The following is a 19571-nucleotide window of genomic DNA, read 5'->3' as shown; positions in this document are numbered from 1 at the left end:
GTCTCCTTGTGTCGCTCAGGCAAACTGGCGCAGAAAGCGCAGGTCATTCTCGAAGAACAGCCGCAGGTCGTTCACGCCGTAGCGCAACATGGCCAGGCGTTCGGCGCCCATGCCGAAGGCAAAGCCCTTGTAGCGTTCGCTGTCGATGCCGGAGTGCCGGAACACCTCGGGGTGCACCATGCCGCAGCCCATGACCTCGAGCCAGCCGCTGTGCGAACAGACCCGACACCCATCGCCGCTGCACATCACGCACTGGATATCCACTTCCGCGGAGGGTTCGGTGAACGGGAAGTACGACGGCCGGAAGCGCACCGACAGGTCGTCGCGCTCGAAGAAGGCGTGCAGGAAGTCCTCGATGGTGCCCTTGAGGTCCGCGAAGCTCACGTCCTCGTCCACCAGAAGCCCTTCGACCTGGTGGAACATCGGTGTGTGGGTCAGGTCGGAATCGCTGCGATAGACGCGCCCCGGGCACACGATGCGGATCGGCGGCGCCTGGCTCTCCATGGTCCGCACCTGCACCGGCGAGGTGTGGGTACGCAGCAGGCGGCTGGCGTCGAAGTAGAAGGTATCGGCCATGCCGCGCGCCGGATGGTGCGCCGGAATATTGAGTGCCTCGAAGTTGTGATAGTCGTCCTCGATCTCGGGACCGACGGCCACATCGAAGCCGATATGGGTAAACAGACCCTCGATGCGCTCCAGCGTGCGCGTCACCGGGTGCAGGCCGCCCGTCGCCGAACCACGGCCCGGCAGGGTGACATCGACACGCTCCTCGGCCAGGCGGGCTTCCAGCGCCGCCTGCTCGAGCGCCTGGCGGCGTGTCTCGAGGTCGGCACTGAGCGCCTGCTTGGCCTGGTTGATCTGTTCGCCGGCACGAGGACGCTCCTCGGCCGGCAGCTTGCCCAGGCCCTTGAGCAAGGCGGTGATCTCGCCCTTCTTGCCCAGATAACGTACCCGGACCTCATCCAGCGCTGCGACCGTCTCGGCAGCCTGGATGGCCTGGCGAGCCTCGTTGACCAGAGTGGATAGGTGCTCCATCCGTTACGCTCCGATTCTGAGTCAGGGATCCCGGAATGCGGGTCCAAAAAAACAGGGGAAGAGCGGCTGCTCTTCCCCTGTGACGTTCACGATGCATGACCGGCAACCGAACAGGCTACCGGTGGTCATCTCGCTTACTGGGCAGCCTTGGCCTTCTCGACGATAGCGGCAAAGGCAGCCTTTTCGTGAACGGCGAGATCGGCCAGGACCTTGCGGTCGATCTCGATGCCGGACTTCTTGAGGCCGGCGATGAAGCGGCTGTAGGACAGACCGTTCTGACGGGCCGCGGCATTGATCCGCGAGATCCACAGCGCACGGAACTGGCGCTTGCGCTGACGACGGTCGCGGTAGGCGTACTGGCCTGCCTTGATGACCGCCTGCTTGGCAACGCGGAACACGCGAGACCGGGCACCGTAGTAGCCCTTGGCCTGCTTCATGATTTTCTTGTGACGGCGGCGTGCTACAACGCCACGCTTGACGCGAGTCATGGCAATCTCCTGACGTTAATGAATTCGACCAAGGCGTTACAGATTGGGCAGCATGCGGCGGATCAGCGCCTTGTCGGCGTCGTGGATCTGCTTCATGCCGCGCAGCTGACGCTTACGCTTGGTGGACTTCTTGGTCAGGATGTGGCTACGAAACGACTGCTTGTGCTTGAAGCCGTTGGCCGTCTTCTTGAAGCGCTTGGCCGCGCCACTGTTGCTCTTGATCTTCGGCATGGAGAAAGTCTCCGCTCGGGTTCTTTAGAAAATCCGTGGCCGATGGCCGCGCTTGCCGCGCGACCACCCGTTCAACTGCCCTCGGATCACTTCTTCTTGGGGGCCAGAATCATGACCATCTGGCGGCCTTCCATCTTGGGGAAGGACTCCACACTGGCCAGTTCCTCGAGGTCGGCGGCGATCCGTTCCATCAGCTTGCGGCCGATGTCCTGGTGCGCCATCTCACGCCCCCGGAATCGCAGGGTGACCTTGCCCTTGTCACCCCCTTCGAGAAAGCGAGTCAGGTTCTTGAGCTTGACCTGATAATCGCCCTCGTCGGTACCAGGCCGGAACTTGACTTCCTTGACCTGGATCTGCTTGGTCTTTTTCTTCTGAGCCGACTTCTGCTTCTTCTGCTCGAAAAGAAATTTACCGTAATCCATGATTTTACAGACGATGGGGTCGGCATTGGAAATCTGCACGAGATCCATGCCAGCCTCTTCGGCGCGCTCGAGCGCTTCACGGGTCGGCACCACACCAACCTGCTCACCGTCACTATCGATCAACCGCACTTCGTCTTCACGGATGCGGTCGTTCATGGGAGGGCGCTTGTCCTGTGGACGCCCGCGCTGATTGTTCCGCTTGATCGTTACGTCTCCGTTCAGGTTAACGTTATCGTCAGCCCCGCTCTGCCTCGAGTCGGGCGATCAGGTCATCGACCCTGATGCTGCCCAGATCCTCACCACTACGGGTACGAACGGCGACTGAATCCGATTCAATTTCCTTGTCCCCCACGACCAGCAGGTAGGGAACCTTCTGCAGCGTATGCTCACGGATTTTAAAGCCGATCTTCTCGTTCCTCAAGTCCGCCTTGACGCGCAGACCGATTTTCTGCAGGCGCTGCTCCACGGCGAGCGCATAATCGCGCTGTGCATCCGTGATCGTCAACACAACGGCCTGCTGGGGGGCCAGCCACAACGGCATGGCACCGGCATAGTGCTCGATGAGAATCCCCAGAAAGCGCTCGAAGGATCCGAGGATGGCACGGTGGAGCATCACCGGCGTCTTGCGCGAGCCGTCCTCGTCGACGTACTGGGCGCCCAGGCGGCCGGGCAGGTTGAAATCGAGCTGCAGCGTGCCGCACTGCCAGACGCGGTTCAGGCAGTCGCGCAGGGAAAACTCGATCTTGGGGCCGTAGAAGGCGCCTTCGCCGGGCAGCAGCTCCCACTCGAGCCCGGAGGCGTCGAGCGCCTCGGCAAGCCCCTTCTCGGCCCGCTCCCAGTCCTCGATCTCGCCGACGAAGGACTCGGGACGCGTCGACAGCTTGAGCTCGACATCCTCGAAACCCAGATCCTTGTAGACCTTGAGCGTCAGCGCGATGAACGCCTCCGCCTCGGCCTGGATCTGCGACTCGGTACAGAAGATGTGGGCGTCGTCCTGGGTGAAGCCGCGCACTCGCATCAGGCCGTGCAGGGAGCCCGACGGCTCGTTGCGGTGACAGCTGCCGAACTCCGCCAGGCGCAGCGGCAGGTCCCGGTAGCTTTTCAGCCCCTGGTTGAAGACCTGCACGTGGCACGGGCAGTTCATCGGCTTGACCGCGTACTCGCGCTTCTCGGACTCGGTGGCGAACATCAGCTCCGAGTAGTGGCCCCAGTGGCCGGACTTCTTCCACAGTGACAGGTCCACCACCTGCGGCGTCCTGATCTCCTGGTAACCGTTCTCGATCTGCACGCGACGCATGTACTGCTCGAGAGCCTGATACATGGTCCAGCCGTTGGGATGCCAGAAGACCATGCCCGGCGCCTCTTCCTGCAGGTGGAAGAGGTCCATCTTCCGGGCGAGCTTGCGATGGTCGCGCTTCTCGGCTTCTTCCAGCCGCTTGAGATAGGCCTTGAGCTGCTTCTTGTCGGGCCAGGCCGTTCCGTAGATGCGCGTCAGCATCGGCTTGCTGGCGTCGCCACGCCAGTAGGCCCCGGCCAGCTTGGTCAGCTTGAAGGCCTTGAGATGCCGCGTGTTGGGCACGTGCGGGCCGCGACACATGTCCGTGTATTCTTCGTGGTGATAGAGCCGGATCGTCTCGCCTTCCGGAATTTCGCGCACGATCTCCTGCTTGTAGGGCTCATCGCGATGCAGGAAGGTCAGCATGGCCTGATCACGATCGACATACTCGCGGACCACGTCGTAGTCCCTGTCGATCAACTGCTTCATGCGCTTCTCGATCGCCTCGAGATCCTCGGGCGTCGCCGAACGTCCGAAGTCGATGTCGTAATAGAAGCCGTCGTCGATCACCGGGCCAATCGCCATCTTGGCATCCGGGTAAAGCTGCTTGACCGCATGACCGATCAGGTGGGCGCAGGAATGACGAATCACCTCCAGGCCTTCGGGATCCCGGGCGGTCAGAATCGCCACCTCGGCATCATGGTCGATCAGGTCGGCGGCATCGACCGGCACGCCGTCGATCTTGCCGGCCACACAGGCCTTGGCCAGCCCCGGACCGATCAATTCGGCGAGCTGCATGACGGTAAGGGGGGCATCGAACGAGCGTTGGCTGCCGTCCGGGAGAGTCACGATGGGCATCAGGCATCCTTGAGCGCAGTGGTGATCCATACCAGGGATCACATGTCGCGGAGTTGGTCAGTGTAAGTCGCGATACGTCGAGTCATCGCCACCGGCCATCATGGCCCCGGCGCCCTTGAGCGGCCCGACATGAGGACGGTGCCGGAAGCGACACTCGAAAGGGCAACGACATTAGCAGCCGGCGTACCGAGCGTCCACCCCGGCCGAGACGCTCATGCGCGCATGGCCCGTTTCCGGACGACGGCAAACAGGCCGCCGGGGATCGTCACAACAGAAAGGGGCGCCGAAGCGCCCCTTTCGTGTCGCACGCCCGCCGTGGCGGACGTGGTCGTTGCGAACCCGATCTGCTTACTGCTGGGTCCACTCGCCCAGCTCGACGCGACGGTTCTTGGCGCGCCCGGCCGGGGTCTCATTGGTGGCGATCGGCTGGGATTCACCATAACCGATGGCCTTCATGCGATCCGCCGCGATGCCCTGGGAAGCCAGGTAATCCTTGACGGAGTTCGCACGGCGCTGAGACAGGTCCTTGTTGTAGGCTTCGGTGCCGATGGCATCGGTATGGCCCTCGAGGCGCACTCGTACGCTGGGGTTGCTGGCCAGCTTCTCGGCCACGCCATCGAGGATCGACTCGGCCTGAGAGGTCAGGCGCGCGGAGTCGAACTCGAAGTTGACATCCTTCAGCACCACGTCGGCTTCACAGCCCAGCGCATTGACATCGGCACCCGCCGGGGTGTCGGGGCACTGATCCATGTAGTCGGGGACGCCGTCACCGTCGGAGTCCAGCGGACAACCGGATGCATCGACTTCGACACCGGCCGGGGTTCCCGGACACTCGTCCTTGTAATCCGGCACACCGTCACCGTCGGTATCAAGCGGGCAGCCGTCGGCATCCACGGCAACACCGGCCGGAGTGTTCGGGCACTGGTCACGCTCGTCGGGCACGCCGTCACCGTCACTGTCGGCCGCCTGACTGCCGTAATCGGCACACAGGAGCGCGCCGGCCGTGGCACCCGCCACGCTGCCGATGGCTGCACCATCTTCCTCGTCGGCGTCGCTGCTGGAGGCATAGCCGATACCGCCGCCGATCAAACCGCCGGCCAGGCCGCAGACGAACGGAGACTGATACCAGGCATCCTTTTGAGTGTCGCCACTCATGGACTGGGAGCCGGAGCTGGCACAGCCCGACAAACCAATCACGAGGGCGGAACCAAGCAGCAAGCCAGTCGTTGATTTCTTCATGTAAGACTCCTTCTTAACACAGCGCTCAGCGTAACGTGTCGTTACTTGGCGGGTTCCAAACATTGCGAACCCAAATCCGGGGACGCGCTGATTTGGTCGACGCATTCCCCTGAAAAGAAAGCACAGCACCGCAGAGTCGGCCAGCGCTTCCTCTTTCCCTTGCCGCTATCAACGACAAATTCCCAACAAGAATAGCAGGCATCATCGTGACGCAAGGCCAGGGACGATGCAAACCCCGGCCACTCAGTCCATCAGCCTAGATGATGACCCACGATGCCGGTGAACAGGGTGACAGCCTGATCAAGCAATGCATCAGGAAAATCATACGCCGGGTGATGCAAGGGAGGGCACTGCTCGCCGCTGCCCAGCGTAAACATGGCCCCTTCGCCGCTCGCCGCCAGCACGCCGAAGTCCTCCGACCAGCGATGCGCGACGTCAAGCTCGTCCAGCGGCATCGCCTGCTGCCGTGCCACCGTCTCGATCACCGACACGGCCGAAGGCGCATTGACGGTGGCGGCGAACACGTCACACCAGTCGATCTCGACCCCCAACTGGTCCTCCTCGGCCTCCGTCTGCACCAGGGAAACCGCCGCTTCAGCCAGCGCCCGCATCATGTCGTCGCTGGCGGTCCGCAGGGTGGCCATCACCTCCGCCTGCCCCGGCGAGGTGCCGAAAGCCACCTCGCCCAGGCGCGCATGAATCAGCGTGACCATGACCAGTCCATGATCGTCGGGCAGTTGCTGGGGCAGGCGCTTGAGCCCCTGCAGGATGCGACACATGGCCATCGCCGGACTCCGCCCCAGCTCGGGATGCGCCGCATGCGAGCACAGCCCGTTGAGCCGCACGACCAGCCCCCGAGACGCGCAACTGAATGCCCCGGACCGCACGGAAACCTCGCCGAGCGGCCGTCCGGGCAGGTTATGCATGGCATAGACATGATCCGGCCGAATCGCCTCGAAGGCCGCCGAGTCGACGATGCGCCCCGCTCCGTCGCCGGTTTCTTCCGACGGCTGAAACAGCAGCACCACCTCACCCCGCGCGGGCCGCCGTTTCGCCAGATGCTGAGCCACACCCAGCAGGGCGCTCATGTGACCATCATGGCCGCAGCTGTGTGCCACGGCCTCATGACACGAGCGCCAGGAGCGCTCCCCCTGCTCGCGAATCGGCAGCGCATCGAGTTCCGCACGCAGCATCACCCGCGGCCCGGGAGCGCGCCCCCGGAATACAGCCGCCACTCCGTGGCCCCCCAGGCGGCGCAGCACGGCATCCGCCCCGGCTTCCTCCAGCCAGAGGGCAACCTGCTCGGCGGTTCGCGCCTCATCGCCCGACAGTTCGGGATGAGCGTGCAGAGCGTGACGGATCTCGGTCAGCGGCGTATCCAGCAGTGACAGGGACATGTCGGGACTCCTGTATGAGGGGCAATCAGTGCAGGCTGGCCGGCCAGCGCTGCTTGAAATCCAGCACCGCCTGGGCAGCGGCAAGCACATCCTGGCGCAGCTCCGACTCCACCGTCAGCCGCTCGCGGTCCTCGTGCATGCGCTCGCGTGGCGAAAGGGCGCGGCGTGCCGAATGGGTGTGCAGGTGTGACGTGCGACGGTGGACTTCGCCAAAGGGCCGGAAGGCATCGCGCTCCAGCAACTGGGGATCGATGATCTCCAGCAGCACCTTGCAGCGCCAGCTACCCTCGGTCAGGTCCACCTGCTCGGCCAGCATGGCCCGGGCGATGGTGTCCAGACTTTCCAGACAGTTGCGGTTGGCTCGCTGCACCTCCTCCTCGCGAAAGCGTCGGCGGCGCCCCACTTCACGCCAGAGGGAAAAGGCGTAGCCCGCCAGCCCGGCAACCAGGGCCAGGCCGACCAGCAACAATATCCAGGCCGTGGTGACACTCATGCAATCCTCGCTGGCTCTTTCCTGCAAAATCCGCGCAGTATACGTTGCCCGCCCTGCCGACCCAACCGTCGTGACAGGCCAACAGGACGGCGAATCACAGCACCCCGGGCAACGGCCGGCTCCTCGGCCATGACCTCGGTCAGGGTTCGAGCGACGTCGTCGTATATACCGCCTTCATCGTCAGTCTCAGCATCTATACTCAAGCCCAATTCCGGTCACCCACAGGAGAGTTCGCCATGGCGGATTCAAGGACCCGCAAGCGCCCGGCGATGGCCGCCCTCGAGGACAATGCATCACTGACGACCTGGTGGCTGCAGCAATGGATGGAAACCTCGACCCCCCTCGCCCGGATGCAGCTGGCCTGGTTGCAGGCTCTCGGCGAGGCCATGCAGCACGAGGCGGAATTCCTCAAGGTAGTGGCCACTTCAGGCGAAAAAGTCTCGCGCTGCCTGTGCAATCAGGACACGCCGACTCCCGCCGAACTGTCCAGCTGCTATCAGGAGGCCGCCATGGACGTCGCGGACGCGGCCATGCAGCGCTTCCACAAGGTCAGCGAGCTTTCTCACGACCTGCGTGAACGCATCTGGGAAGAGCTGTAGTGGCAGCCCGACGCATCATAGCCCGAAGAGCCGAACAATCAGGGGCAGAATGAAGGCCGTCAACATCCCGGTCAGCCCCATCGCCAGCCCCGCAAAGGCACCCGCCATGGCACCCATCGAGGCGAAGCACTGCGCCGTGCCGAACCCGTGAGCCGCCAGCCCCATGGTAAACCCCTTGACGCTGGGGTCATCGATACGCAGCGTTTTCAGGATCCACGGCCCCAGGGCGCACCCCACGGAGCCGGTCAGCAGCACCAGCGCGGCGGCCAGCGACGGAATGCCGCCGATCTGCTCGGCAATCCCCATGGCGATCGGCGATGTCACCGAGCGTGGTGCCAGCGACAGCAGCACCGATTTCTGCGCGCCCAGCAGCAAGGCCAGTCCCAGCGTCGAACTCACGGCGGTGATGATGCCGGAGAGACAGGCGACCAGAATCGGCACCAGCATGCGACGCACCCGCTCGCGATGATCGAAAAGCGGAATCGCCAGTGCCACCGTGGCCGGCCCCAGCAGAAAATGGATGAACTGCGCCCCTTCGAAATAGGTCGCGTAATCGATGCCGGTGAGCAGAAGGAAGGCGATCAACAGCGCAATGGCTACCAGCACCGGGTGCGCGAAGGGCGAACGTCCCAGTAAACGGTTGATGTGTGTCGCCAGATAGAAGGCGACCAGCGTCGCCAGCAGCGAAACCAGCGGATTGCCGGAAAGGTAGACCCAGAGCTGATCGAGACCTGCCAGGCTCATGCCTCACCCCCGCCCGAACGGCGCCGAGTCAGGCGATCCAGCACCTTGGCGGTCACCGCAATCGTCAGTGCGGTGGACACCACCAGCGTCACCAGCAGCACCCAGATATCCGCCCCGATAAGGCCGAAGTGCACCATGATGCCGACCCCTGCCGGCACGAACAGTAACGTCAGGTAGCGCAGCAGCCCTTCCCCGGCCGACCGCAGGGCACTGGGCACCCGGCCATGGATCATCAGGCCGATCAGCAGCACCACCATGCCCATCACCGGCCCCGGGACCGGTACCGTCAAGGCTCTGACCAGCAACTCCCCGATGAACTGGCACCCCAGCAGGACACTCATCCCCACGATCAACGGCATGTCACGCTCCCCCTGTATCTTGTCGTATCGCGAAGGCCAATCATACTACGAAAGTCGTATTTCATGCCGCTTGCCCGACGGAATCGCGCAAGCCTCCAACCGACTGAATGCCAAGTGCAATTAGCACTTGCACCTCGCGGAAAAATCCGTAATATATGCCTCGTTCGCAGGCAAGGCACACAGGCTTTCGCCAATCGCGAAATATTATCGGAGCGTGGCGCAGCTTGGTAGCGCGCTGCAATGGGGTTGCAGAGGTCGCTGGTTCGAATCCAGTCGCTCCGACCAAAAAATCAAGAAAAGCCGCCACTCACGGGTCATGCCGGGTGGCGTTTTTTCGTTTTTCTACCGTCGCTCGTCACGCGGCTCATGCCGTGCTCCTCGCACGACCGGCGCCTTTGCTTGAACCCCGCCCGCCAACTGCTAAATTTGTAACATTGAATTACAAAGCGAACTGACCCATGTATAAACTCGCAGCCCTGAGCGTGACAGGGGGTATCCTCGCGATCATCGCCATCGTGGCCTACCACGCCTACCAGAGCTCGGCGCCTTCAAACGCCACCCTCCGCGAAAAACAGCAATACTGCGAACAAATCCAGGAGTGGCAAAAGCTGGGCGGCACTGAAGGACCTGACCCGGACCTTCTCGCCGCCGGCTCCGGCGATCCCGACACCTACGCCAGCTGGTGCAAACAGCACCGCTGACCGGAGATGCCGGCGCAGAGCCGCCCGACCAGGCCACGACCTCCGCCCCCCCCCCACCTGATGATGCACGTCATTGTCTTGAACGACGCCAGCCCCTTGCCGGCTTGCTCCCTGCGGAAGACCTGCTAGATTTTTTAACGCAACGTTACGCAGGGAAACATAAAATGCATAAAAGCATTGCATTCGGAACCACCGGGATGGTGCTGGCCGCCATGGGACTGGTAGCCCTGAAGCCCGCCTCCTCGAAACCGGCCTTCACTACGCCCAGCCAGCAGGAATACTGCGACACCGTCCACGAATGGCAGAATCGGGGGGATATTGACGGCGTCGACCCCGACCTGCTCACCGTGGGTTCGCCCGGTCCCGATGCCTATGACCGATGGTGCCAGCCATGATTTCGACCCGCCGGGCATGAAATCTTGAAACCTGTTGGATACAACAGGAAGCCAACCCCACCCATCGAATGCGGCAAAGGAGAGCCCCATGACCATGAACCCGTCTTCCACAGCGAGCAGCCTTCACGCATCGGCCGCTCGCGAGCCTCGCCCCGCGCCAACCGGCAGACGCCTGACCGTCGGCCTGGGCGACGAAGAAACGCCCACCATGACCGCGGCTCAGCGCGCCAACGCCCGGCGCGAGGCGGAATACACGGCGCGCCGCAAGGGGGTCAAGGCAGCACTGCTGCAACTCTGGAAGGATACACGCTGAAGTGACGGCAAATAAAAGACTGTACAAGAAGGGGCCGGTCCAGGAGGGAGCCGGCCCAAAGGTGCTCAAACGGGACAGCAGGGAGCGTTGAACACGCTCTCACCATAGACCAGGCCCAACCTTAGTACAAGCCTTGTACAGATAATTTTCGGCTCGATCGTTCAGGCAACACCACCCAGGATCGAGGCCAGATCAATGCGCGCCTCCTGGGGGCGCAGGTCGAGCAGCGCCTCCAGCTCACTCAGATGATCGTGCATGCGGCGACGAGCCGCTTCCGCCGGGCCGCTCTCGAGCAACGTCAGCAGATCGGCATGGTCGTGATCCAGGTAACAGGCTTCCATCCCCGGACGCTTGTACAAGGCAATGACAATCGAGGTGCGCAGGATCAGATCCGCCAGCATGGCGCCCAGCACCCGATTGGGTGACTGGTCGGCCAGGTAACGGTGAACGGCCAGCGAACACTCCACGCGCGACGCCTCGTCACCCCGCTCATGGGCTTCCTGCTCACGCTCGATCAGCGCGGCCAGTTCATGGCGTTGCTCGGTGCTCAGATTGCCGGCGAGCAGCCCCGCCACCTCACCCTCGATCAGACGACGCGCGGCGAAGATCTCGCGGGTTTCCTCGACGCTCGGCGCCGCCACGCGCGCCACCTGATTGGGCTGCTGCACGATCACGTGATCCGAGGCCAGCCGCGTCAGTGCCTTGCGCACCACCGAGCGACTGACCCCGAAGATCTCGCCCAGCGTCACCTCGGGCAATCGGGTCCCCGGCGGCAGACGCTGGGTCAGCACCGCCTGACGGATCATCTCGACGATCTGCGGGTCACTGATCCGCCCGCGCCCCGACACATCGGCCAGCACCGTCTCCTGCCAGGATGTGGTCATTGCCCTTCTCCTCGTTACACCGCACTGCGACCACCATCGCACGTTATGCGGCTCAAGACCATGTATACCCGATTGCGCTGTCCTGCCGCCGACCTCCCGGCACGGGCCACTCCCCGGCAGGGTTCGGCGCCACGGGGCAAACGGCTCAGGGCGTGCGGCCATGGCAATCTTCTACAGCCTGACCTGGGCGGCGGCAAGAGTCACCGCGTTTCGTCTCCCAGCACAGTGAATCCTTTCGAATTATCCATGAACACACCTGCACCCACAAAAAAAGTGCACAAATAATGCTATTTTTGTATACCGTTGTGACTCACAACAAAAACAAATATCGCATACAAAGAGGGAAGCATGATTCAGGCTTCAGCACCGAACCGCCTCGTCTCCGCCTGCACCGCCGGCCTGCTCCTGGTCAGCGTCACCGGTACCGCCCACGCCTGGACCCAGGCATCGCTGTCGCTGCTCAAGGGCTGGGACTACGCACTCGGCGACAGGCAGCGCAGCATCGCCACCTACGAGGTGGCCAACGGCTGGGAGTACGGCGACAACTACTTCTTCTTCGACTACACCAACCTCGAAGGCGACCGCGACGGCAAGACCCTGCCCAACATCTACGGGGAATATGCCCCGCGCCTGAGCCTGGGCAAGATCACCGGCAACGACCTGAGCGCCGGCCCCATCACCGACGTGCTGATCGCCGGCCAGCTCGAGATGGGCGAGAACATCAATCGCCGCCTCTACGGGCTGGGCTTCGATCTCGACGTGCCGGGCATGGACTATTTCCAGCTCAATACCTACGTGCGCGACGATACCGACCTGCCCGGCAATACCTGGCAGGTCACCCTAGTGTGGGGATCACACTTCGACCTCGGCAGCACGAAGTGGCTGTTCAAGGGCCATTTCGACTATGCCGGATCGGAAGGGCATGTCGGGCACAACATCAACAGCGCCCCGCAACTGCTGCTCGATGTGGGGGGATTTCTGGGGAGCCAGCGATCGTTTCTATGCCGGCGTCGAGTACCAGTACTGGAAGAACAAGTACGGTATCGAGGGTGCCGACGAGCACAACCCGCAGGCCATGGTGACCTGGAAGTTCTGAGCCGCCGTCGGCTCTCGTCGTGCCGATTCGCCGATCAGGATCGGCGCGACGTCACACCGCACCCCTTGAGAATGACCTGACAGAGAAAGTCGGTGACCGACTGGTAGTCCGCATCGTCGAGTCGCTCCCGATCGGTAATGCCCAGCACCTGGGCCTCGAAGTCGGCATAGTGCTGCGTCGCCGACCAGATCAGGAAGATCAGCCACACCGGATCGACCGGGTCCATCAGGCCGCGCTCGCTCCACTGCTCGAAGACGCGAGCACGCTGATGGACCCACTCACGCAGCTCGCCGCGCAGGTACTCCTGAAGGAAGGGGGCGCCCTGCAGCACTTCGGCGGCGAACAGCCGCGAGCCTTCAGGGTGCGTTCGCGTCAAGGTCATCTTGCTGCGAATGAACGCCTCGAGCACCTCGGCGGGGTCGTCCTCGACACTGATGTCATCGAGCATGGCGTTCCAGCGGCTCATCATGCGTTCGAGCAACGCCACGTAGAGCTTGCGCTTGCTGCCGACGTAGTACAGCACGTTGGACTTGGGCAGCCCGGCAGCCTCGGCAATGGCCTGCACACTGGCACCGCGATAACCGTGACGCGCGAAGACGTCCTCGGCGGCGTCGAGTATCTGCTGTTCATTGCGCACCCGCGTGCGCGTGACATCGGCTGGTGTCGGGGTCGTCATCGGCTCATCCTGCCGCTCAAAGCCGCCAGCTTGCCCCAGCTCGCCGGCAGACTCAACGCACCACCGGCGCCACACCGGCCTCTCCATGGATGGCTTGCATTCCCCGGGTGGATACGCCACGCTTCACAAACCTGACCATTTGGTCAAAATACTATGACACCCGATAGCAACAACAACGAGTCACCGTGATGATCGACTTCTATCTCAACGGGCAGCGCCGGCAGTGCCGCGACGTGCCGCCCGACACCAGCGTTCTCGAACTGCTGCGCGTGCACCTGAGCTACACCGGCACCAAGGAAGGCTGCGCCTCGGGGGACTGTGGCGCCTGCACCGTGGCCATCGGCACGCCGGACGACAGCGGCGAACTGACCTATCGGACGGCCAATGCCTGCATCATGCCCGCTCACCAACTCGACGGCTGCCACCTGGTCACCGTCGAGGGGCTCGCCCGCGGCGACGCCCTGCACCCCGTTCAGGCAGCGATGGTCGATTGTCACGGCAGTCAATGCGGTTTCTGCACGCCGGGGATCGTGATGTCGCTGTTCACACTGCATGACGCCCAGCGGCGCGCCCCCGCCCCGCTGACACCGCAACGCCTCGAGGCGGCACTCGGCGGCAACCTGTGCCGCTGCACCGGCTACCGGCCGATCCGCGAGGCGGCCCTGCGCATGAACGACTATCCGGACACCCATCCAACCTGGGCCGACGACCCGCAGTTGCCGGGCAACATCGCCGCCCTGGCCTACGACGCCACCCGGCAGCCCTCGGCATCGAGCGAGACGCCCGAGGCCTTCGCCCGCCCCCGCGATCTCGCCGAACTGCGCGACCTGCGTCGGCGCCTGCCCACGGCGCGCCTGGTCGCCGGCGCCACCGACCTGTGGCTGGAGAGCACCCAGCAGCTCAAGCCACTCGATGCGCTGATCGACCTCTCCCGGGTCGCCGAACTGCAGCACATCGACGAAACCGAGGACGGCTGGTGGATCGGCGCCGGCGTCACCTACCGCCGGCTCGAACCGCTGCTTGAAGACGCCTACCCGGCCTTCTCGCACCTGATGCACCGCTTCGCCTCGCAGCAGATCCGCAACCGCGCCACCATGGGCGGCAACGTCGCCAATGCCTCGCCGATCGGCGATACCCCGCCGGTGCTGCTCGCTCTCGATGCGACCCTGCGCCTCGATGGCCCCGACGGCGAACGCGAACTGCCCATCGGCGAGTTCTTCCTCGACTACAAGAAGACGGCGCTCAAGGACGGCGAATTCCTCAGCGCGATCTTCGTGCCCAGGCCGGCCAAAGGCCGCCAGCTCAAGGTGTGGAAGGTCTCCAAGCGCCGCGAGGACGACATCTCCGCGGTGCTCGCCGCCTTCGCCTGGCGTCTGGAGGATGGCGTGATGCGTGACGTGCATCTGGCCTTCGGCGGCATGGCCGGCATCCCCAGGCGCGCCGGCGCCACCGAAGCCGTGCTGGAAGGCCAGACGCCGAGCCTGGCGCTCTTCGCGACGGCCAGGGCCACCCTGCGCGGCGAATTCGACCCGCTCGACGACGTGCGCGGCTCCCGCGAGTATCGCCTGGTCACGGCGACCAATCTGCTGGAGCGGCTGCGCCTGACCCTCGATACTGACAACAACCCGGCCACGGAGGTGTGTCTCGATGCGTACGCTCACTAAGCTTTCCCGGACGGCGCCCGATACCGCCCCCGCCTCGGGCCAGCCGGCTCAGGTCGACGCCGAGTCGGCCCGCGCCCGGCAGGATCAGGACGGTCGCAACAAGGGCGACGGCCCCCTGGCACGCGAGGCCCGTGAAACCCGAGCCAATGGTGCGGGTAAGGCCCAGGCCCACGAGAGTGCCATCAAGCACGTCACCGGCCGCGCCGCCTATATCGACGACATCCCGGCGCCCGCCGATGCCCTGCACGTGGCGCTGGGCTTTTCGCCGGTGGCCCACGGGCGCCTGACCCGGCTCGATCTCGAGGCGGTCAAGCGCGCCCCGGGCGTGGTCGACGTCATTACCGTGGTCGACGTGCCGGGCCACACGGATATCGGCCCGGTCTTTCCCGGCGATCCGCTGTTCGTCGACGACGAGATCAGCTACCTCGGCCAGACGCTCTTCGCGGTCGCCGCCACCAGCTACAAGGCGGCGCGCCTGGCAGTCAGGGAAGCCGTCGTCGAGATCGACGAACAGCCGGCGAGCCTCGACCCGGTCGCCAGTGCCGAGCGCGGCGACGTGGTTCGCCCCACCCACGTTCAGGAGCGCGGCGACTGGCAGGCGGCCCTGGCGGGCGCCGCGTTCACGCTCGAGGGTGAACAGTTCGTCGGTGGGCAGGAGCACTTCTACCTGGAAGGCCAGGCGTGCCTGGTCACGCCGACCGAGGACGAAGGCGTCGTCGTCTACACCTCCAACCAGCATCCCAGCGAGACCCAGAAGCTGGTCGCCGAGGTGCTCGACATCCCCTTCCATGCGGTGACCGTGGAGACCCGGCGCATGGGCGGCGGTTTCGGCGGCAAGGAGACACAGGCCTCGCCCTGGGCGTGCATCGCCGCACTCGTCGCCCGGCGCACGGGACGCGCCGCCCGGCTGCGCCTACCGCGTGCCGAGGACATGCGCGCCACCGGCAAGCGCCATCCGTTCCACAACCGCTACCGGCTGGGCTTCGACGCCCGCGGCGTGCTCGCCGGCGGCGACATCACCGTGATCGGCGACTGCGGCTATTCACCGGATCTCTCCGAGGCGGTGGTCGACCGCGCCATGTTCCACGCCGACAACGCCTATTCGCTGGGTGACGCCCGCGTCACCGGCCATCGCGCCCGCACCCATACCGCCTCCAACACCGCCTTTCGCGGCTTCGGCGGCCCGCAGGGCATGATGATCATCGAGGCGGCGATGGACGACATCGCCCGCCACGTCGGCGAGGATCCGCTGGCGGTGCGCAAGCGCAACCTCTACCGCGCCGAGCGCGACGTGACCCATTATGGCCAGACCGTCGACCAGTATCCGCTGATGAGCGAGCTCATCGAACGCCTCGAGGCAAGCAGCGACTACTGGCAGCGCCGCGAGGCGATCACCGCGTTCAACGCCACGAGCCCCGTGGTCAGGAAGGGCCTGGCACTGACGCCGGTGAAGTTCGGCATTTCGTTCACCGCCAAGCACCTCAACCAGGCCGGTGCCCTGCTGCACGTCTATACCGACGGCAGCGTGATGATCAACCACGGCGGCACCGAGATGGGCCAGGGCCTGCACACCAAGGTCTGTCAGGTGGTGGCCCGCGAGCTGGGCCTCGATACCCGGCGCGTGCGCATCACCGCCACGCGCACCGACAAGGTGCCCAACACCTCGCCCACCGCGGCTTCGAGCGGCGCCGACCTCAACGGCATGGCGGCCCGCGACGCCGCCGGCCAGCTGCGCGAGCGGCTGTTCGACTTCGCCGCCGAGCACTACCAGATAGACCGCGAAGGCATGCGCCTGGAAGGCGGCGAGCTCGTCGCCTTCAACCGCCGCATCCCCTGGGGCGAGCTCGTGCAGGCCGCCTACCTGGGCCGCGTGTCGCTGTCGGCCAAGGGCTTCTACTCGACGCCGCTGATCCACTACGACCGCGAGACCGGCAAGGGCCGCCCCTTCTACTACTACGCCCACGGCGCGGCGGTCTCCGAGGTCGAGGTCGACACCCTCTCCGGCGAGTATCGCCTCACCCGGGTCGACATCCTTCACGACGTCGGCGACTCGCTGAACCCGGCCATCGACATCGGTCAGGTGGAGGGCGGCTTCATCCAGGGCATGGGCTGGCTGACCAGCGAGGAACTCAAGTGGAACACCCAGGGCCGGCTGATCTCCGACGGCCCGGCGACCTACAAGATTCCCGCCTTCGGCGACCAGCCGCCGGTGTTCAATGTCGAGCTGCTCGAGGGTCACCCCAACTCGCAGGCCAGCATCTACCGCTCCAAGGCGGTGGGCGAGCCGCCCTTCATGCTCGGCATGTCGGTGTGGTCGGCGCTGCGCGACGCCCTGGCCAGCCTCGCGGACTACCGCGTCTGCCCGCGGCTGGACACCCCGGCCACGCCCGAGCGGGTGCTGATGGCCGCCGAGGCCCTGCGCCGCGGCGGCGCGTCGACCACCGCGCAGGAGGCGCAGCATGATCTGGCATGAGGCGCTGCATCGCCTGCAGGACGCCGCCGAGCCCCACGTGCTGGCCAGCCTGGTGGGCACAGCGGGCTCCACCCCGCGCGAGCCGGGCGCCAAGATGGTGATCACCGCCGATGCCGTCCACGATACCCTGGGCGGCGGCAGCTTCGAGTTTCAGGTGATCGACGCCGCCCGGCAGGCACTGGCACATGAGCAACCGGGCACCCGGCTGGAAGCCTTTCCGCTGGGCGCGCGCTCCGGCCAGTGCTGCGGCGGCTATGTCCACGTCCTGCTCGAGGTGTTTCCCGGCGCGGCAATGACGGTGGCCCTGTTCGGCGCCGGTCATGTGGGCCAGGAGCTGGTCAGGCTGATGGCACCGCTGCCCTGGCGCGTACTGTGGCACGACAGCCGCCGCTCCGCGTTTCCCGACTGGGCGGCCGATCGCCCTCGCCTCGCATGCCACACGGCACCCCGGGCCGAGGCGGCCGTCGCCGCCCTGCCCGCGGGCTGCCACGCCCTGGTGATGACCCATGACCACGCCGAGGATCGCGCCCTGGTGGACGCCCTGCTCACGCGGGGAGACTGCGCCTCGATCGGCCTGATCGGTTCGGCCAGCAAGTGGGCAAGCTTCCGGCGCCGGCTGAGCGATGCCGGGCATACCGCCGACGCGCTGGGCCGCGTACGCTGTCCGATCGGCGTGCCGGGCGCCCACGGCAAGCTGCCCTACGAGATCGCCGTGGCCGTGGTGGCCGAGCTGCTCACCCTCAAGCCCCGCGAAGCGCGTGACGACGAGCGCGGCGTCGACCCCGGCACGCTGCGGGCCGCCTTTTCGCCATCGCCGTCGGCACGGCCGACACCCGCTACCGCTTCTGGAGACCCCACATGACCGATTCCCGCCTGCTGCGCGGCACGCTGGTCGGCTTTCTCAACGACCCCGGCGAGGGCGACACCCCGGAGCCGGGCAGCGTCCTGCACATCGAGGACGGCGCGCTGTGGCTGGTGGACGGCCGCATCCACGCCATCGGCGAGTACACCACGCTCGCCCCGCACCTGCCGGCCGGCCTCGAGGTCGTCGACTACCGTGGCAAGCTGATCCTGCCGGGGTTCATCGATACCCATGTGCATTACGTGCAGCTCGACATCATGGCCTCCTACGGCCGTCAGCTGCTCGACTGGCTCAACGAGTACACCTTCCCCGAGGAGTGCCGCTTCGCCGAGCGCGCCCACGCCGAGACCGTCGCCGAGGCCTTCCTCGACGAGACGCTACGCGTCGGTACCACCACCGCACAGGTGTTCTGCACTTCGCATCCCGTGTCGGTGGATACTTTCTTCACCGCCGCCCGGAAGCGCGGGCTGCGGATGCTCGCCGGCAAGGTGCTGATGGATCGCAACGCGCCCGAGGCGCTGACCGACACCGCCACGGGCGGCATCGCCGACAGCGAGCGGCTGATCGCCGACTGGCACGGTCGCGACCGGCTCGGCTATACCCTGACGCCACGCTTCGCGCCCACCTCGAGCCGCGAGCAGCTCGATGCCGTCGGCGGCGTACTGCGCAACGCACCGGACCTGCACCTGCAGAGTCACCTCTCGGAAAATCGCGGCGAGATCGACTGGGTGGCCGAGCTATTTCCCGAGGCCCGCGACTATCTGGCGGTCTACGAGCGCTACGGCCTGGTGGGGCCGCGCAGCACCTTCGCCCACGGCATTCATCTGTCGGACGGCGAGCGCAAGCGGCTCGCCCAGGCCGGCGCCAACATCGCCTTCTGCCCGACCTCCAATTTGTACCTGGGCAGCGGCCTTTTCGATCGTCGGGCATGCCGCGAGGCGGGTCTCAACATCTCGCTGGCCAGTGACGTGGGCGGCGGCACCGACCTGTCCGGCTTCGGCACCCTCAAGGCGGCCTATCAGGTGGGCCAGCTGCTCGGCCAGCCGCTTACCGCCTGGCAGGGCTTCTACCGCCTGACCCTGGGCAACGCCCGTGCCCTGCACCTGGATGCGCACATCGGCAGCCTGCGCGAGGGCGGCGAGGCGGACCTGGTGGTACTCGACCCGCGTGCCACACCGCTGCTGTCACGCCGCACGGCGCGCGCCCGGCGCCTCGACGAGCTGCTCTTCGCGCTGATGATTCTCGGTGACGATCGCACCGTTCTGGCCACCTGGGCCAACGGCCGCTGCGTGCACCAGCGCGACGCCGTACCGACGCACCGGGTGTCGCACGCACCCGGCCAGCCGGCCTGACCCTCTTCGCTCGA

Annotated in this window: 21 protein-coding genes and 1 tRNA gene; 10 read left to right on the top strand and 12 right to left on the bottom strand. The window is 65.4% G+C overall.

Going from position 1 to position 19571, the window contains the following annotated elements:
• Positions 1-15: 15 nt before the first annotated feature.
• From pheS to ACTCB7_RS05705, 8 genes are all read right to left on the bottom strand, one after another.
• Positions 16-1035: a phenylalanine--tRNA ligase subunit alpha gene (gene pheS, locus ACTCB7_RS05740; protein WP_463005894.1), complete on the bottom strand. Its 1020-nt coding sequence runs from the start codon at positions 1033-1035 to the stop codon at positions 16-18.
• Between the two features lie 134 nt (positions 1036-1169).
• Entirely contained in the window at positions 1170-1523 is a 354-nt protein-coding gene (rplT, locus tag ACTCB7_RS05735) for a 50S ribosomal protein L20 (protein WP_129138398.1), read from the bottom strand.
• A 36-nt stretch (positions 1524-1559) separates the two neighbouring features.
• Positions 1560-1754: a 50S ribosomal protein L35 gene (gene rpmI / locus ACTCB7_RS05730; protein ID WP_463005893.1), complete on the bottom strand. Its 195-nt coding sequence runs from the start codon at positions 1752-1754 to the stop codon at positions 1560-1562.
• Between the two features lie 86 nt (positions 1755-1840).
• Entirely contained in the window at positions 1841-2380 is a 540-nt protein-coding gene (gene infC / locus ACTCB7_RS05725) for a translation initiation factor IF-3 (protein ID WP_318010298.1), read from the bottom strand.
• 31 nt (positions 2381-2411) lie between these two features.
• On the bottom strand, positions 2412-4310 hold the full coding sequence (gene thrS / locus ACTCB7_RS05720) for a threonine--tRNA ligase (protein ID WP_463005892.1): 1899 nt from the start codon (positions 4308-4310) through the stop codon (positions 2412-2414).
• Positions 4311-4658: 348 nt separating this feature from the next.
• A complete protein-coding gene (locus tag ACTCB7_RS05715; protein ID WP_463005891.1) occupies positions 4659-5549 on the bottom strand; it encodes an OmpA family protein in 891 nt (296 codons plus the stop codon).
• A 251-nt stretch (positions 5550-5800) separates the two neighbouring features.
• A complete protein-coding gene (locus tag ACTCB7_RS05710) occupies positions 5801-6946 on the bottom strand; it encodes an amidohydrolase (RefSeq protein ID WP_463005890.1) in 1146 nt (381 codons plus the stop codon).
• Positions 6947-6971: 25 nt separating this feature from the next.
• Positions 6972-7439: a DUF2489 domain-containing protein gene (locus tag ACTCB7_RS05705; RefSeq protein ID WP_463005889.1), complete on the bottom strand. Its 468-nt coding sequence runs from the start codon at positions 7437-7439 to the stop codon at positions 6972-6974.
• 236 nt (positions 7440-7675) lie between these two features.
• On the opposite strand from ACTCB7_RS05705, the gene ACTCB7_RS05700 reads away from it, so the two are divergent.
• Entirely contained in the window at positions 7676-8038 is a 363-nt protein-coding gene (locus ACTCB7_RS05700) for a hypothetical protein (protein ID WP_463005888.1), read from the top strand.
• A 15-nt stretch (positions 8039-8053) separates the two neighbouring features.
• On the opposite strand, the gene ACTCB7_RS05695 is transcribed toward ACTCB7_RS05700, so the two are convergent.
• A complete protein-coding gene (locus tag ACTCB7_RS05695) occupies positions 8054-8782 on the bottom strand; it encodes an LrgB family protein (RefSeq protein ID WP_463005887.1) in 729 nt (242 codons plus the stop codon).
• Positions 8779-9141, bottom strand: coding sequence for a CidA/LrgA family protein (locus ACTCB7_RS05690; protein ID WP_463005886.1), 363 nt, complete (start codon positions 9139-9141; stop codon positions 8779-8781). The genes ACTCB7_RS05695 and ACTCB7_RS05690 overlap by 4 nt, the downstream gene beginning before the upstream one ends.
• Positions 9142-9349: 208 nt before the next feature.
• Between ACTCB7_RS05690 and ACTCB7_RS05685 the strand changes: the two genes are divergently transcribed.
• The 4 genes from ACTCB7_RS05685 (at position 9350) to ACTCB7_RS05670 (ending at position 10550) form a co-directional block, all read left to right on the top strand.
• Positions 9350-9426: transfer RNA gene (locus tag ACTCB7_RS05685), tRNA-Pro, on the top strand.
• A gap of 173 nt (positions 9427-9599) precedes the next feature.
• Positions 9600-9842: a hypothetical protein gene (locus tag ACTCB7_RS05680; RefSeq protein WP_463005885.1), complete on the top strand. Its 243-nt coding sequence runs from the start codon at positions 9600-9602 to the stop codon at positions 9840-9842.
• Between the two features lie 164 nt (positions 9843-10006).
• Entirely contained in the window at positions 10007-10237 is a 231-nt protein-coding gene (locus tag ACTCB7_RS05675; protein WP_463005884.1) for a hypothetical protein, read from the top strand.
• 88 nt (positions 10238-10325) lie between these two features.
• Entirely contained in the window at positions 10326-10550 is a 225-nt protein-coding gene (locus ACTCB7_RS05670) for a hypothetical protein (RefSeq protein WP_463005883.1), read from the top strand.
• Between the two features lie 161 nt (positions 10551-10711).
• On the opposite strand, the gene ACTCB7_RS05665 is transcribed toward ACTCB7_RS05670, so the two are convergent.
• Entirely contained in the window at positions 10712-11434 is a 723-nt protein-coding gene (locus tag ACTCB7_RS05665) for a GntR family transcriptional regulator (RefSeq protein ID WP_463005882.1), read from the bottom strand.
• Between the two features lie 348 nt (positions 11435-11782).
• On the opposite strand from ACTCB7_RS05665, the gene ACTCB7_RS05660 reads away from it, so the two are divergent.
• Positions 11783-12610 carry an outer membrane protein OmpK gene (locus ACTCB7_RS05660; protein WP_463005881.1) on the top strand — a complete coding sequence of 276 codons (828 nt, stop codon included), beginning with the start codon at positions 11783-11785 and terminating at the stop codon, positions 12608-12610.
• Here the strand turns inward: ACTCB7_RS05660 and ACTCB7_RS05655 are convergent.
• The gene (locus tag ACTCB7_RS05655) at positions 12565-13206 is read right to left on the bottom strand and encodes a TetR family transcriptional regulator C-terminal domain-containing protein (protein ID WP_463005880.1); all 642 of its coding nucleotides are present in this window, start codon (positions 13204-13206) and stop codon (positions 12565-12567) included. The genes ACTCB7_RS05660 and ACTCB7_RS05655 overlap by 46 nt on opposite strands.
• Positions 13207-13394: 188 nt before the next feature.
• Between ACTCB7_RS05655 and xdhA the strand changes: the two genes are divergently transcribed.
• Genes xdhA through guaD form a run of 4 tightly spaced genes read left to right on the top strand, consistent with a single transcriptional unit; the run spans position 13395 to position 19557 of the window.
• The gene (gene xdhA, locus ACTCB7_RS05650; RefSeq protein ID WP_463005879.1) at positions 13395-14870 is read left to right on the top strand and encodes a xanthine dehydrogenase small subunit; all 1476 of its coding nucleotides are present in this window, start codon (positions 13395-13397) and stop codon (positions 14868-14870) included.
• On the top strand, positions 14854-17343 hold the full coding sequence (xdhB, locus tag ACTCB7_RS05645) for a xanthine dehydrogenase molybdopterin binding subunit (RefSeq protein ID WP_463005878.1): 2490 nt from the start codon (positions 14854-14856) through the stop codon (positions 17341-17343). The genes xdhA and xdhB overlap by 17 nt, the downstream gene beginning before the upstream one ends.
• Positions 17330-18205, top strand: a complete 876-nt coding sequence (gene xdhC / locus ACTCB7_RS05640; protein ID WP_463005877.1) for a xanthine dehydrogenase accessory protein XdhC — start codon at positions 17330-17332, stop codon at positions 18203-18205. Before xdhB ends, xdhC begins: the two co-directional genes overlap by 14 nt.
• Positions 18202-19557, top strand: a complete 1356-nt coding sequence (guaD, locus tag ACTCB7_RS05635) for a guanine deaminase (protein ID WP_463005876.1) — start codon at positions 18202-18204, stop codon at positions 19555-19557. Before xdhC ends, guaD begins: the two co-directional genes overlap by 4 nt.
• Positions 19558-19571: the final 14 nt, after the last annotated feature.

Source organism: Modicisalibacter sp. (assembly GCF_055145905.1).
Note: the sequence above shows the minus strand (reverse complement) of the source record. Positions and strands in the feature narration are given on the sequence as shown.